This is a genomic window from Pseudarthrobacter sp. NPDC055928, from assembly GCF_042270935.1.
Classification (GTDB): Bacteria; Actinomycetota; Actinomycetes; order Actinomycetales; family Micrococcaceae; genus Arthrobacter.
In genome coordinates this window covers 1-14,156 of sequence record NZ_JBHJZH010000001.1, presented here as the reverse complement: position 1 = coordinate 14,156, position 14,156 = coordinate 1, and the positions used below count along the sequence as shown (strand labels likewise).

At 61.5% G+C, this 14,156-nt stretch carries 11 protein-coding genes; 9 read left to right on the top strand and 2 right to left on the bottom strand.

Translation table 11 applies throughout. From position 1 onward, the window contains the following. The first annotated feature begins 43 nt into the window (after positions 1-43). The 5 genes from ACFC25_RS00055 to ACFC25_RS00035 all read left to right on the top strand — a co-directional run bounded on the left by ACFC25_RS00055 (position 44) and on the right by ACFC25_RS00035 (position 7,480). Positions 44-1,810 carry an ABC transporter family substrate-binding protein gene (locus ACFC25_RS00055; RefSeq protein WP_376042975.1) on the top strand — a complete coding sequence of 589 codons (1,767 nt, stop codon included), beginning with the start codon at positions 44-46 and terminating at the stop codon, positions 1,808-1,810. Positions 1,811-2,088: 278 nt separating this feature from the next. Beyond that, the gene (locus tag ACFC25_RS00050; RefSeq protein WP_337350912.1) at positions 2,089-3,774 is read left to right on the top strand and encodes an ABC transporter substrate-binding protein; all 1,686 of its coding nucleotides are present in this window, start codon (positions 2,089-2,091) and stop codon (positions 3,772-3,774) included. 127 nt (positions 3,775-3,901) lie between these two features. Beyond that, a complete protein-coding gene (locus ACFC25_RS00045) occupies positions 3,902-4,831 on the top strand; it encodes an ABC transporter permease (RefSeq protein ID WP_337345675.1) in 930 nt (309 codons plus the stop codon). Continuing rightward, entirely contained in the window at positions 4,821-5,765 is a 945-nt protein-coding gene (locus ACFC25_RS00040; RefSeq protein WP_337345676.1) for an ABC transporter permease, read from the top strand. Before ACFC25_RS00045 ends, ACFC25_RS00040 begins: the two co-directional genes overlap by 11 nt. Positions 5,766-5,776: 11 nt before the next feature. Beyond that, positions 5,777-7,480: an ABC transporter ATP-binding protein gene (locus tag ACFC25_RS00035; protein WP_337345927.1), complete on the top strand. Its 1,704-nt coding sequence runs from the start codon at positions 5,777-5,779 to the stop codon at positions 7,478-7,480. Positions 7,481-7,562: 82 nt separating this feature from the next. Here the strand turns inward: ACFC25_RS00035 and ACFC25_RS00030 are convergent, their stop codons facing one another. Beyond that, a complete protein-coding gene (locus ACFC25_RS00030) occupies positions 7,563-8,411 on the bottom strand; it encodes an SGNH/GDSL hydrolase family protein (protein WP_376042970.1) in 849 nt (282 codons plus the stop codon). A gap of 267 nt (positions 8,412-8,678) precedes the next feature. Here ACFC25_RS00030 and typA point away from each other — a divergent pair, with 267 nt between their 5' ends. Beyond that, positions 8,679-10,607 (top strand): translational GTPase TypA, encoded by a 1,929-nt coding sequence (gene typA, locus ACFC25_RS00025; protein ID WP_337345678.1) that lies wholly within the window; start codon positions 8,679-8,681, stop codon positions 10,605-10,607. 107 nt (positions 10,608-10,714) lie between these two features. Here the strand turns inward: typA and ACFC25_RS00020 are convergent, their stop codons facing one another. Continuing rightward, positions 10,715-10,963: a hypothetical protein gene (locus ACFC25_RS00020; protein ID WP_376042967.1), complete on the bottom strand. Its 249-nt coding sequence runs from the start codon at positions 10,961-10,963 to the stop codon at positions 10,715-10,717. A gap of 134 nt (positions 10,964-11,097) precedes the next feature. On the opposite strand from ACFC25_RS00020, the gene fdxA reads away from it, so the two are divergent. The 3 genes from fdxA (at position 11,098) to ACFC25_RS00005 (ending at position 14,098) form a co-directional block, all read left to right on the top strand. Next, on the top strand, positions 11,098-11,424 hold the full coding sequence (fdxA, locus tag ACFC25_RS00015) for a ferredoxin (RefSeq protein ID WP_009356972.1): 327 nt from the start codon (positions 11,098-11,100) through the stop codon (positions 11,422-11,424). A gap of 13 nt (positions 11,425-11,437) precedes the next feature. Next, entirely contained in the window at positions 11,438-12,586 is a 1,149-nt protein-coding gene (gene dapC / locus ACFC25_RS00010) for a succinyldiaminopimelate transaminase (RefSeq protein WP_376042963.1), read from the top strand. Between the two features lie 228 nt (positions 12,587-12,814). Next, positions 12,815-14,098: a citrate synthase gene (locus ACFC25_RS00005; protein ID WP_337345681.1), complete on the top strand. Its 1,284-nt coding sequence runs from the start codon at positions 12,815-12,817 to the stop codon at positions 14,096-14,098. Positions 14,099-14,156 lie beyond the last annotated feature (58 nt).

The window sequence follows — 14,156 nt, the reverse complement described above, 5'->3', positions numbered from 1 at the left end:
CCAGGGGCCCCTCAGGCAGAGGGTACACATAAGGAGAGACGGCATGCCTCTCAGGCGTCTGGTAAAGCTCATCAGCAGTGCAGCGGCGGCGGCCCTGGTTCTTGCCGGTTGTTCCGGCGGCGGCGGGGGAGCGCTGCCCGTCGTGGTCGGCGAGGCAAAACGCGGCGGCAGTGCCACAGTGGCTGAAGTCAATGCCCTCTCCTCCTTTAATCCGTTCAGCACGGACGGCAACACCGACATCAATTCCAAAGTCTGGTACGCCACCCACTCCGGCTTTTACTACGTTGACGACTCCGCAAAAGTGGTCCGGAACGAGAAGTTCGGCCGGTACGAAAAGATCTCTGACCAGCCGCTGAAAGTGCGGTACACGGTCAACGAAGGCGTGAAATGGTCCGATGGCGAAGCCGTCGATGCGGGCGACCTGGTGCTGGCGTGGGCGGCGGGGTCCGGCTACTTTGACGACGCTGACCCCGCGGCCGGCACCGGAAGAAAGTACTTTTCCGCAGCGTCGGACACCAGCGGCCTGGCCACTACGGTTTTTCCCGAAATAGGGGGAGACGGACGCTCCATCACTTTGGAATACGGATCGCCCTACGCTGACTGGGAAGTGGCGTTCGACGTCGGTCTTCCGGCCCATGTTGTGGCCGCCAAAGGCGGACTCAATGATGAAGATGACCTGATTGAACTCTTGCGGGATTCGCCCCGCGGTGACGCGGAGCAGCCGGTGCTGAATGCGGACCTCCAGGTGGTCAGCAGCTTCTGGAACTCCGGCTTTGATGCGAAAACGCTGCCCGGTGATCCGGCAATTTACCTCTCGAATGGGCCCTACATTGTCCGGGACATCATTCCTGAGGCTTCAGTGACACTTGTTCGGAACAAGGACTACGTCTGGGGTCCGGAGCCCTACCTGGATGAGGTCACTATCCAATTCACAGGTGCAGTGACGGCGGCTGTGGACGCGCTCAAAAGCGGCCGGGCTGACATCATTTCTCCCCAGCCCTCCGCAGGATCCGAGGACCTGTTCAACGGGCTGGAGGGCCAGGGAATAGCTGTTCAACGCTACAGCCAGTCGGGGTACGACCACCTCGACCTGAACTTTTCCGGCGTGTTCGCCGAAGACAAGATCCGTGAGGCATTCCTCAAGACCGTCCCGCGGCAGGACATCGTCGAAGAAATCGTCGGAGACCAGATGCCGGACGCCAAACCGCTCGACTCCCACGTCTTCCTGCCGTCCCACCCCAAGTACACCGAAACGGTGAAGGACAACGGCTCGACGGACTACGCGGAAGTAGACATCGGCGGGGCTGCGTCGCTCCTGGACGGTGCGACTCCCACGGTCCGGATCCTTTACAACCGCGACAACCCCAACCGCGTGCGGGCCTTTGAGTTGATCCGTGACTCGGCAGCCCTGGCCGGCTTCCGTGTGATCGATGCCGGGCAGGGCAACGCCGATTGGGCCAAGGCCCTCGGCGGCGGCTCCTACGATGCCGCCATCCTCGGCTGGATCAGTACAGGGGTAGGCGTCGGCCGGGTACCGCAGATTTTCCGGACCGGAGCGGGCAGTAATTTCAATGGCTATTCCGACGCCGACGCGGACAAGGTGATGGAACAACTGTCCACCACCACTGATCTGGCCAAGCAGGACGAACTGATGGCTGAGATAGACAAACGGGTTTGGGAAAGCGACTACGGCCTGCCCCTCTACCAGACCACGGGTACCACTGCCGTTGCGGGACGGATCACGGGCGTGAAGGCCAGTGGTGGCCCCTTGGGCGTGTGGTGGAACGTGTGGGAGTGGCGCCTGAACTAAGGCGCGTTGCCGCCTGTCCAGGCTGCTGTGGCGGAGTTGGCAGGGTCAATTCGGCGTTGGTCCTACCTGCGAGTAACATGTGACTTGCACAACTTCCGTGCCCCGGCGAGCTAATGGCGATTAACCGGTTACGGTTTGGCAACGGAGTACCAGTATTTGGACTCTGTGCGGTTAGGCTACTCGTATATGTAGCCTGCGTCACAGTGGAAGACTGTGGTCCAGGCTGCGGGGAAGCAAAAGATTCCCTTGAATATCTCCCACAACTCATAGGAGGCGGAATGCGTTTCACGCGCACTTCCAAAGCACTGGGCATGGTGGCAATCGCCGCGCTTGCCCTGACCGGCTGCGGTGCCGGAGGCGGTACTGACGACGGCGGCACCCAGTCTGCCGGCGACCCCAACAAGGTTATTACCGCGTATAGCAACGAACCACAGCATCCGTTGCTGCCCGCCAACACCAATGAAGTTTATGGCGGCCGTGTTGTTGAACTGCTGTTCGAAGGCCTACGCACGTACGACGCCGACGGCAAACCCGTCAACGCCCTTGCCGAGTCCATTGAATCGCCTGACGCCCAAAACTGGACCATCAAGGTCAAGCAGGGCCAGAAGTTCACGAATGGCGAAGAAATCACGGCTAAGACGTTCGTGGATTCGTGGAACTTCGCCGCGAACTCCAAGAACCTCCAGAACAACGGATTCTTCTTCGAATCCATTGCCGGCTACGAGGAAGTCTCGGCCGTCACCACTGAGAAGTCTGCCGACGGCAAGACCACCACGACGCCCGCACCCACAGCCGAAACCATGTCAGGTCTTGAAGCCAAGGATGACTCCACCATCACGGTCAAGCTCGCTCAGCCCGAGGCTGACTGGTCGCTGCGACTTGGATATTCGGCATTCTTCCCTCTGCCCTCCGCAGCCCTGACGGATCCGAAGACCTTCGGCGAAAACCCTGTCGGGAACGGCCCGTACAAGTTCGAAAAGGACGGCGCGTGGGTACACGACCAGTCCATCTCACTGGTGAAGAACGCAGACTACAGCGGACCCCGTGAGGCGAAGAACGGTGGCGTGACCTTCAAGTTCTACACTGATCCGGGCCCCGCGTACACTGACCTGCAGTCGGACAACCTCGACATCACGGATGTCCTGCCGTCGAACGCCCTGAAGACCTATGTCACGGATTTCCCGGACCGTAACGCCACGAAGCCCGTCGCCACCAACTCCACCCTGAACATCCCGGGTTACAACCCGAACTTCCAGGGTGAGGCCGGCAAGCTGCGTCGCCAGGCTCTTTCCTACGCGATCAACCGCGAGGAAATCTGCAAGGTGATCTTCAGCGGAACCCGCACCCCGGCTAAGGCTTACGCCCCGCCGGTGATTGACGGCTACAAGGAAGGACTCAAGGGCAGCGAAACCTTGAAGTTCGACCCCGCCAAGGCGAAGGATCTGTGGGCCCAGGCCGAAAAGATCCAGCCGTACGACGCTTCCAAGCCGCTCCTGATTGCCTCCAACACTGATGGCGGCAACAAGGAATGGATCGACGCTGTGGCCAACGGCTTCAAGAACAACCTCGGCATCCAGGCTGAAATCCAGCCCTTCGCCAAGTTCGCCGAAGTGCTGGACCTGCGTAAGTCCCAGTCACTTCCGGGCCTGACCCGAGCCGGCTGGCAGGGCGACTACCCGTCGCTGTACAACTTCCTTGGGCCTGTCTGGGCAACGGGAGCGTCCTCCAACTACGAGAAGTACTCGAACCCTGAGTTCGACAAGCTCCTCAAGGAGGGCCTGGCAGCCAAGACCACCGAAGAGGCGAACGCAAAGTTCAACTCGGCACAGGAGATCCTTTTCGAGGACCTTCCCGGCCTGGCTCTCTGGGATCAGGCTAAGCCGATTGTGTGGAGCAACAACGTTGTGAAGGCCGAAACCGGCTGGAACGGCGGCATCCGCTACTTCGACATCACGGCAAAGTAGTCCCCAGGATCTAACTTGCCGACAGGCGCATGGGGGTCCGGTTTCATGGCCGGGCCCCCATTTTGCCTGCACGGCAGGAAGGCAAGCATGAACCATTTTTCTTCCCTCCCGGAAGGCCGGTGATCCTGTGGCCCGTTTTATTCTTCGTCGGCTCCTTCAAGTGATCCCCGTCTTCCTTGGCACCACTCTTTTGGTCTATTACATGGTGTTCGCCCTTCCCGGGGACCCCATTGCGGCGCTCTTTGGTGACCGCCAGCCCCCGCAGGCTGTCATCGACACCCTGCGCAGCCAGTACCACCTGGATGAACCCTTCTGGGTCCAGTACGGTCTTTTCCTGCAAAACCTCTTTACGTTCAACCTTGGGAACGACTTCACCGGTCAGCCCATTGCGGCGTCCCTGGCCCGCATCTTTCCCGTGACAGCTATGCTCGCCGTCGAGGCGCTCATCATCGAGGCGGTTTTCGGGATCGCTTTCGGCGTTTTCGCCGGCCTTCGCCGTGGCAAGTGGTTTGACTCCACTGTTCTTGTCGCCTCCCTGGTGGTCATCGCCGTCCCCACGTTCGTTCTCGGCTTCGTCTTTCAGCTCATCTTCGGAGTCAGGCTGGGATGGGCGAAACCAACGGTCGGCGCCACGGCTGACTGGGGCAACCTGCTGCTGCCTGCCACCGTCTTGGGCTTGGTGTCTTTTGCCTACGTGCTGCGCCTGACGCGTGCATCCGTGAGTGAAAGCATGAATGCCGATTATGTGCGGACTGCCACCGCCAAGGGCCTTTCCAGGCCCCGCGTCGTCATGACCCATATTCTGCGTAACTCGCTGATCCCGGTGGTGACGTTCCTGGGTGCTGACCTTGGCGGCCTCATGGGCGGCGCGATTGTCACCGAATTCATCTTCAATATTCCGGGAGTCGGCAACAAGCTGTTTCAGGCAACGTTGCGGAGCGAAGGCCCAACCATCGTTTCCATTGTCAGCATCCTGGTGCTGGTCTTTGTGGTGGCCAACCTGCTTGTTGATCTCCTGTATGCCTGGCTGGACCCGAGGATTCGTTATGACCAGTAGAAACAACCATTTTGTAGCACCCATCGAAGAGACCCCGTTGCTTGCAACAGATGCCCTGAAGTCTGATCAGGCACCGTTGAGCCTCTGGGCAGACGCCTGGCGAAAGCTTCGCCGCCGTCCACTGTTCATTATCTCCACGCTGCTGATTCTGGCGTTGATTGTCATCGCGATCTTCCCAGGCCTGCTTTCGACAGTGCCGCCTAACGACGACTGCCAACTGGCCAATTCGGAAGCCGGCCCTACCGCCGGGCATCCTTTCGGTTTTACCTTCCAGGGCTGCGACATTTATTCGAGGGTTGTCCACGGGACGCAGGCCTCGCTCTCGGTGGGCGTGCTGTCAGTGCTTTGTGTCCTCGTCATCGGAGTGACCCTCGGTGCAGTTGCAGGCTACTACGGCGGCTGGGTGGATGCTGTCCTTGCACGGCTTGGTGACATTTTCTTCGCTTTGCCCCTGGTCCTTGGCGCGCTGGTGATCACTCAGCTGCCGGTGTTCCGGGAAAACAAGAGTGTGTGGACAGTGGTTGCGGTCATTGCAGTGTTGGCATGGCCGCAAATGGCCCGTATTACCCGTGGCGCCGTGCTCGAAGTCCGCAATGCCGACTTCGTTACGGCAGCCCGTGCCTTGGGTGTATCGAAAGTGGGTGCCTTGGTGCGGCACGTCCTGCCTAATGCCTTAGCCCCCATCATCGTGCTCGCAACCTTGAACCTGGGCATCTTCATCGTGGCCGAGGCCACGCTGTCGTTCATTGGCATTGGGTTGCCACCCAGCATCATGTCCTGGGGTAATGACATCGCCGGCGCACAGTCGTCCATTCGAACGAAGCCGGAAATCATGCTCTACCCCGCCGCCGCGCTTTCCATCACGGTCCTGAGTTTTATCATGCTCGGCGATGCAGTCCGTGATGCCCTTGATCCAAAGAGCCGTCAGCGATGAGAGACGACAAGATGACAATTCCCGACGTTCACATCGACGAGGCAGAGGAGCCAGGAAACAAGCCGCTCCTGGAAATCCGCGACCTCGCCATCACATTCAAGACCGGCAGCGGCGATGTACAGGCGGTCCGTAACGCCCACCTGACCATCATGCCCGGCGAAACAGTGGCCATCGTGGGGGAGTCCGGTTCGGGCAAATCCACCACGGCTTTGGCCGCGATCGGACTGCTGCCTAACAACGGCGCGGTGTCCGGTGGGCAGATCCTTCTTGACGGCGAGGATATAGCCCACGCCTCCGAGAAACGGATGATTGAACTCCGCGGCAACACGATCGGTATGGTCCCGCAGGACCCGATGTCCAACCTGAACCCGGTGTGGAAGATCGGCTACCAGGTCAAAGAAACCCTACGTGCCAATGGCCGGCCGAGTGGTCCGGATGATATCGCCAAGGTACTGGCAGAGGCCGGGCTCCCCGACGCCCATCGGAGGGCTAAACAGTACCCGCACGAGTTTTCAGGCGGCATGCGCCAACGGGCACTTATCGCTATCGGGCTGTCGTGCCAGCCGCGCCTCCTGATCGCTGACGAGCCGACGTCGGCCCTGGACGTCACTGTCCAGCGCCAAATCCTGGATCATCTGGACACCATGACCAGTGAACTGGGGACGGCCGTCCTGCTCATTACCCATGATCTGGGGCTGGCTGCCGAGCGGGCGGACAAGGTAGTGGTCATGTACCAGGGCAACGTCGTGGAATCCGGACCGTCGCTGGAGCTCCTTCGGAATCCGCAGCACCCGTACACCCAACGGCTGGTCGAGTCTGCCCCTTCCTTGGCGAGCCGAAGGATTCAAGTGGCGAAGGAACTCGGCGTGGAAGCATCCGATTTGCTTGCACCTGTAGAGTCCGCCGCCGCTGACCATGTCCTGCAGATCCAGGATCTGCGGAAGGTCTACAAGCTGCGGCAAGGACTGGGTAAATCGACGGATTTTGCAGCTGTGGATGGAGTCAGCTTCGATGTCACCAGGGGCACCACAACAGCGATCGTGGGCGAGTCCGGCTCGGGCAAGTCCACTGTTGCCAAGATGGTCCTGCAACTTGAGAAGCCCACGGATGGGCGCATCCTTTTTGACGGCGTCGATACCTCTTTGCTGAAGCCGGCGGAGCTGTTCAAATTTCGGCGGCGGGTACAGCCGATCTTCCAGGATCCCTACGGTTCGCTGGATCCGATGTACAACATCTACCGGACCATCGAGGAGCCGCTGCGCGTCCACAAGATCGGCGACAAGGCGAGCAGGGAGAAGAAGGTCCGCCAGTTGCTCGATCAGGTGTCGCTGCCGCAATCAAGCATGCAACGGTTCCCGAACGAACTTTCCGGCGGCCAGCGCCAGCGTGTGGCCATCGCCAGGGCACTCGCCCTGGACCCCGAAGTGATTATTTGCGACGAGGCTGTGTCAGCGCTGGATGTGCTGGTGCAGGCGCAAGTACTCAATCTCTTGGCGGACCTGCAGTCGAACCTGGGCCTTACCTACCTCTTCATTACCCATGACCTGGCTGTGGTGCGACAGATCGCCGACCACGTCTGCGTCATGGAAAAGGGCAAGCTGGTGGAGACCGGTTCCACGGACGACGTCTTCGAATCCCCGCAGGAGGACTACACGAAGGCCCTGCTTAACGCCATCCCCGGAGCGAAGCTGATGCTCCCGCCCGAGGTGGCCTGAGCGCAGCCCTCACAAAGGCAGCCCCACCCAGGCTGCAGATGGAACCGGTACCTGCCTCGGTGCCGGTTTCATCCGGTTAAGGCTATTGGGGAGCAAGCAGGTCATGTTCGGCGACTGCCAGCGAGCCGGTCCCATCGACGGGAGGGGCTGTGATGCCCAGGTCACGAAGCCTGTTTTCCAGAAGGGCACCCAGCGATCGGCGGCCCGAGGCATTCATGTGGACGGCGTCGGCCAGGTCCTTGGTGAGGTTGTACTTGGTCAGCCAGTCGCCAACGCCCACAAACGGCATGCCGTGCCTTGCCGCAACGCTACCCAGGAGGGCGTCGACTTGGCTGCGGCGGCCCCCGCCATAGTTGGCGCCGCGCCCGAGCGTGCCGATCAGGACCTTCCGGACACCCGGGTACCGCTCATTGAGGGCTGCGACCAGGCGGTCCGCGTTGGCCACGATCTGCGCGTCAGTGGCACCCTGGCCGGCGTCGTTGCCGCCGCCCTGGATGACGATGAGCGGGGGAGTTCCATAAGGAAGCAGCCAATCTCCGCGCTGCAGGGCATCGATGTAGTTCCCGGTCTTACCGTTGGTGGCCACGAAGCCCGTGCCCCCCAGCCCGCAGAAGTGGACCTTGTAACCAATGGCGGCCAGGCCCAATCGCGGCCAGCCGTCTGCGGGTTCAGACTGGGAGTCCCCAATCAGGAGGGCTGTACGGCTGACGTCGGGGATCACCATTTCGTCCCTGCCGCTGGCCGGGTTCCGGTAGATGGTGCCGGCGGGAAGATTTGCCGGGTCAACGCCGCGGGCCACATGCCGTCCGGACCCGGGAGCGTGCACTGTGGACGCAACGGGAGGTGCAGGTGGCTGTCCGCAGCCGCACAGGAGTACGCCTACAGCGATTCCGGATGCGACGAAGCGGGACAGAGCCGAGGCTTTTCGCATCAGTGGTTCTCCGGACGAGCTTGAAGTATCACAGCCATGATGGGCCATCAAGTCAAATAAAGCCAGTGACTTTTCTCACAGAACATCCGTGTCACTGGCGCTACTGCTGGGTCCTCAGCCACAGCCAATCTCAAGTTTTTAGGCCAATAAATGGCTCAGCGGCTAGAATGGGGGAAGGTGCCCTGTGCTAATGGGCCAATCCGTCGTGCGTTCCAGTTGGAAATGCGGCGATACTTACAGCTGACCCACTGAATCGAGCCATTACGCATGTCTGAAACCACCACCAACACCGCGGTAGCCACTGCATCGCGCAGTGACCTGCGCAACGTCGCGATTGTGGCCCACGTTGACCACGGCAAGACCACGCTGGTCGATGCCATGCTCAAGCAGACCAACTCCTTTGCCGAGCACAACCACCTCGAAGACCGCGTGATGGACTCCGGTGACCTGGAGCGCGAAAAAGGCATCACCATCCTGGCCAAGAACACCACAGTGGCCTACAACGGGCCGTCCTCCAAGGGCGAGACGATCACCATTAACGTGATCGACACGCCCGGCCACGCCGACTTCGGTGGCGAGGTGGAGCGCGGCCTGTCCATGGTTGACGGCGTTGTCCTGCTTGTTGACGCGTCCGAGGGCCCGCTGCCCCAGACCCGGTTCGTGCTGCGCAAGGCCCTGGCCGCGCACCTGCCCGTCATCCTGCTGGTCAACAAGACCGACCGTCCCGATGCGCGCATCGAGGAAGTCGTCCACGAGTCCATGGACCTGCTCCTGGGCCTCGCCTCTGACCTCGCCGACGAAGTTCCGGACCTTGATCTGGACAAGATCCTCAATGTTCCCGTTGTCTACGCCGCAGCCAAGGTAGGCCGTGCCTCCCTCGAGCAGCCGGCCGACGGCACCGCTCCGGAAAACGAAGACCTGGAGCCGCTGTTCCAGACCATCATCGAGCACATTCCTGCTCCCACGTACAACCCGAATGGTGTACTCCAGGCCCACGTCACTAACCTGGATGCCTCCCCGTTCCTGGGCCGCCTCGCACTGCTGCGTATTTACAACGGCACCCTGCGCAAGGGCCAGACCGTTGCCTGGGCGCGGGCCAACGGCGAACTCAAGAACGTCAAGATCACCGAACTCCTGGCCACGAAGGCCCTGGACCGCGTTCCCACGGAGTCTGCCGGACCGGGTGAGATTGTCGCTGTGGCAGGCATCGAGGAAATCACCATCGGTGAGACCCTGACCGACGCCGAAAACCCGCAGCCGCTGCCGCTGATCACCGTGGACGATCCCGCGATCTCCATGACCATCGGTATCAACACCTCGCCGCTGGCCGGCAAGGTCAAGGGCGCCAAGGTCACGGCACGCCAGGTGAAGGACCGCCTGGACAAGGAACTGATCGGTAACGTCTCCATCAAGGTTCTGCCCACTGAGCGTCCCGACGCCTGGGAAGTCCAGGGCCGTGGCGAGCTCGCGCTGGCCATCCTCGTTGAGCAGATGCGCCGTGAAGGCTTCGAGCTGACCGTGGGCAAGCCGCAGGTTGTCACCAGGACCATCGATGGCAAGATCCACGAGCCGATGGAACACATGACCATCGACGTGCCGGAAGAGTACCTCGGTGCTGTTACGCAGCTGATGGCCGCCCGCAAGGGCCGCATGACCAACATGGCCAACCACGGCACCGGCTGGTGCCGCATGGAGTTCATCGTTCCCGCCCGTGGCCTGATCGGCTTCCGCACGAAGTTCCTCACGGACACCCGTGGCGCCGGCATCGCGGCCTCCATCTCCGAGGGCTACGAGCCCTGGGCCGGCCCGATTGAGTACCGCACCAACGGTTCCATGATCGCGGACCGCGCCGGCGTTGTAACGCCGTTCGCCATGATCAACCTGCAGGAACGCGGCTCCTTCTTCGTGAAGCCCACCTCCGAGGTTTACGAGGGCATGATCGTCGGCGAGAACTCCCGCGCAGACGACATGGACGTCAACATCACCAAGGAAAAGAAGCTCACCAACATGCGTGCGGCCTCCTCGGACACCTTCGAGAACCTGACGCCGCCGCGCGACCTGACCCTCGAAGAGTCGCTCGAATTCGCCCGCGAGGACGAGTGCGTTGAGGTAACTCCGGAGTCCATCCGCATCCGCAAGGTCATCCTGGACACCAACGAGCGCGCCAAGGCTAACCGCGCCCGCGCGAAGGTCTAATCACCTAGAGCACATAACTGAAACTGCCGGTACGGCAGGCGGAATTCCCGCCGTCGTACCGGCAGTTTGTTTTTGTGCTTGGACTTCGCCAAATGTTTGGCCGGGATTCAGTCCCGGTCGCGCGCCGGGCGGCGTGGGGGAGCGGGTGGCACTTCCTTGGCAGCCACAACGAGTTCCAAGGGGATCACGACGTCGGTCTGCCGCGTGCGCACGGTGCAGCCGTCGTCGTCGGTGTCTACCAGATGGCCCAGCGCGTCAGTGAGGCCGCCGCCTGCGATCCGGTAGCGGACCACCACCCTGGTCCCGGGTGCTGCACGGGCCAGAAACTCTCGGGGCGTAGGCTGGGTGGGACTCACCAGTTCATACTAGGCGGCCGGCTAGGTTCGCAGGAACGGGCTGGGAGATAATAGGCTCTGAAGTCAACAGTCCGGACCGAGCGCCGGATGCAACTGCCGGCCGTCGCCGGAAACAACGTGGAGAGGCAAGGGACGTGACGTACGTAATCGCGCAGCCGTGTGTAGATGTCAAGGACAAGGCATGTATTGAGGAATGCCCGGTCGACTGCATCTATGAGGGTGAGCGTTCGCTGTACATCCATCCGGATGAGTGCGTCGACTGTGGTGCCTGCGAGCCGGTGTGCCCGGTGGAGGCCATCTATTACGAGGATGACACCCCCGATGAGTGGGCTGACTACTACAAGGCCAACGTGGAGTTCTTCGATGACCTTGGGTCGCCCGGCGGTGCCGCCAAGATTGGCAACACGGGCAAGGACCACCCGATGATTGCCGCGCTGCCCCCGCAGAACCAAGACCACTGAGCCGGGTACCCCGGTGACCGCAGCGGTGAACAATTTTGGCCTGAGCCTGCCCGATTACCCGTGGGAGGCCATGGCGCCCTATCTGGCCAGGGCTTCGGAGCATCATGGCGGGGCCGTAAACCTCTCCATTGGAACTCCGGTTGACCCTACTCCGGCGTTGATCCAGGAGGCACTCAAGGCCGCCGCTGACGCACCGGGCTACCCGACCGTCCATGGCACCATCCCGCTGCGGGAAGCCATTGCCGGGTGGTTCGAACGCCGCCGCGGCGTTCCGGGCCTGGACCCGCGGAATGTCATGCCCACCGTCGGGTCCAAGGAACTGGTGGCGTGGCTGCCGCTCCTGCTGGGGCTCCAGCCGGGCGACGTCGTCGTCCGTCCCAAGGTGGCCTACCCTACTTATGACATCGGGGCCACGCTCGCTGGCGTCACGTCGGTGGCCACGGACAACCTGGACGAACTTGATGAAGTGACGCGCTCACGCGTGCGGCTGATCTGGGTGAATTCCCCGGGCAACCCCACCGGAAGCGTCAGGAATGTTGATTCGCTCAAGGCTCTCGTCGCGCAGGCCAGGGCCCTCGGTGCCGTTGTCGCGTCTGATGAATGCTATGCGGAACTTGGCTGGGGTGCCTGGGATGTCCAGCGCGGGGGTGAGCCGGTACCCAGCGTCCTGGATCCACGCGTCGCAGGTGGGTCCCATGAAGGCCTGCTGGCCGTGTACTCCCTGAGTAAGCAGTCCAATATTGCTGGCTACCGTGCTGCTTTCGTAGCAGGCGATACGGACATCATGGCCAACCTGGTTAACAGCCGAAAGCACGCGGGCATGATCGTGCCCTACCCCGTGCAGGAAGCCATGCGCGTGGCATTGGGTGACGACGCCCACGTCCTGGCCCAGAAGGACCTTTACCGCGGACGCCGGGAACGGCTGGTGCCTGCGCTGCTGCAGTTTGGCCTGGAGATCAAAGAATCCGAGGCGGGGCTGTACCTATGGTCCACCGCCGGCGAGAGCACGTGGGAGACTGTGGGCCGTCTTGCGGACCGCGGCATCGTAGTGGGGCCTGGCGTCTTCTATGGCGATGCGGGCAACGGGTTTGTACGCGTTGCCTTGACGGGAAGCGATGAACGCATCGACGCGGCCGTGTCGAGGCTTGCGGCAGCTCCGTAACAATGATGTGACTCGCGCCACAAGATAGGCATTTTAGGGCATTTTCGAACGACGCCGATTAGTGACACCCGCCAAGGGGCTGTACTTTTTAAGTGACTATCAATGGTGGCTTTCTACAAGAAGGCAGCCCGGGTGTTGGAATCCTGGATGTACAGGGACAGTGCGCGGCTCACCGGATGTTGGATCAAGCTTTCGACAGAGGCCCAGACGCCTCATGAAGGGGACTCCATGACTGAGACCAACAGCGCAACCCTGCTCCACGCAGGAGGCGAGCTAAAGCTCCCGCGCATCCAGGTTATTGAAGGAAACGAAGGTTACGACGTTTCCAAACTGCTGAAGCAGACGGGCGCAGTCACCTTTGACCCCGGCTTCATGAACACCGCGGCTACCACCTCGGCGATCACCTACATCGATGGCGATGCGGGCATCCTGCGTTACCGCGGATACCCCATCGAGCAGTTGGCGCAGCACTCCAGCTTCCTCGAGGTCTCCTACCTGCTGATCTACGGAAACCTGCCCAGCGCCACGGAGCTGGAAGAGTTCGACCAGAAGATCCGCCGCCACACCCTGCTGCACGAAGAGCTGAAGGGCTTCTTCAGCGGGTTCCCGCGGGATGCCCACCCGATGCCTGTACTGTCGTCGGCCGTGTCAGCGCTGTCCACGTTTTACCAGGACTCCCTGGACCCGTTCAACGCCGAGCAGGTGGAAGTCTCCACCATCCGCCTCATGGCCAAGATGCCGGTCATCGCTGCCTACGCGCACAAGAAGTCCATCGGCCAGCCCATGCTGTACCCGGACAACTCCCACAACCTCGTCGAGAACTTCATGCGCCTGAGCTTCGGCCTCCCCGCCGAGCAGTATGAAGTGGACCCGGTCATCGCCAAGGCGCTGGATCTCCTCCTGATCCTGCACGCTGACCACGAACAGAACTGTTCCACCTCCACGGTGCGCTTGGTTGGTTCCTCCAACGCCAACCTCTTTGCATCGGTATCGGCAGGCATCAATGCCCTCTTCGGCCCGGCCCACGGTGGCGCGAACGAAGCAGTGCTGAAGATGCTCCGCCAGATCCAGGCCGACGGCACCAAGCCCGAGGACTACATGGAGAAGGTCAAGAACAAGGAAGACGGCGTCCGCCTGATGGGCTTCGGACACCGCGTCTACAAGAACTACGATCCGCGAGCCAAGATCGTCAAGGCAACAGCCCACGAGATCCTCAGCAAGCTTGGCGGCAACGACGAACTGCTGGACATCGCCATGCGCCTGGAAGAGAAGGCGCTCAATGATGATTACTTCATCCAGCGCAAGCTCTACCCGAACGTGGACTTCTACACCGGCCTCATCTACAAGGCCATGGGCTTCCCCGAGAAGATGTTCACGGTGCTCTTCGCGATCGGCCGCCTGCCGGGCTGGATCGCGCAGTGGCGTGAAATGATCAGCGACCCCAACACCAAGATCGGCCGCCCTCGCCAGCTGTACATCGGCGAGCCCGAGCGCGATTACCCGGTCCGCTGACGCCACCGGCTCCTACAGAATAACGACGGCGGCCGCCCACCTTCCCAAGGTGGGCGGC

Bases quoted from the DNA above. Each gene is read 5' to 3' on its own strand.
- ACFC25_RS00055 (WP_376042975.1), top strand. From the start codon at position 44: ATGCCTCTCAGGCGTCTGGTAAAGCTCATCAGCAGTGCAGCGGCGGCG.
- ACFC25_RS00050 (WP_337350912.1), top strand. From the start codon at position 2,089: ATGCGTTTCACGCGCACTTCCAAAGCACTGGGCATGGTGGCAATCGCC.
- ACFC25_RS00040 (WP_337345676.1), top strand. From the start codon at position 4,821: ATGACCAGTAGAAACAACCATTTTGTAGCACCCATCGAAGAGACCCCG.
- ACFC25_RS00035 (WP_337345927.1), top strand. From the start codon at position 5,777: ATGACAATTCCCGACGTTCACATCGACGAGGCAGAGGAGCCAGGAAAC.
- ACFC25_RS00030 (WP_376042970.1), bottom strand. From the start codon at position 8,411: ATGCGAAAAGCCTCGGCTCTGTCCCGCTTCGTCGCATCCGGAATCGCT.
- typA (WP_337345678.1), top strand. From the start codon at position 8,679: ATGTCTGAAACCACCACCAACACCGCGGTAGCCACTGCATCGCGCAGT.
- ACFC25_RS00005 (WP_337345681.1), top strand. From the start codon at position 12,815: ATGACTGAGACCAACAGCGCAACCCTGCTCCACGCAGGAGGCGAGCTA.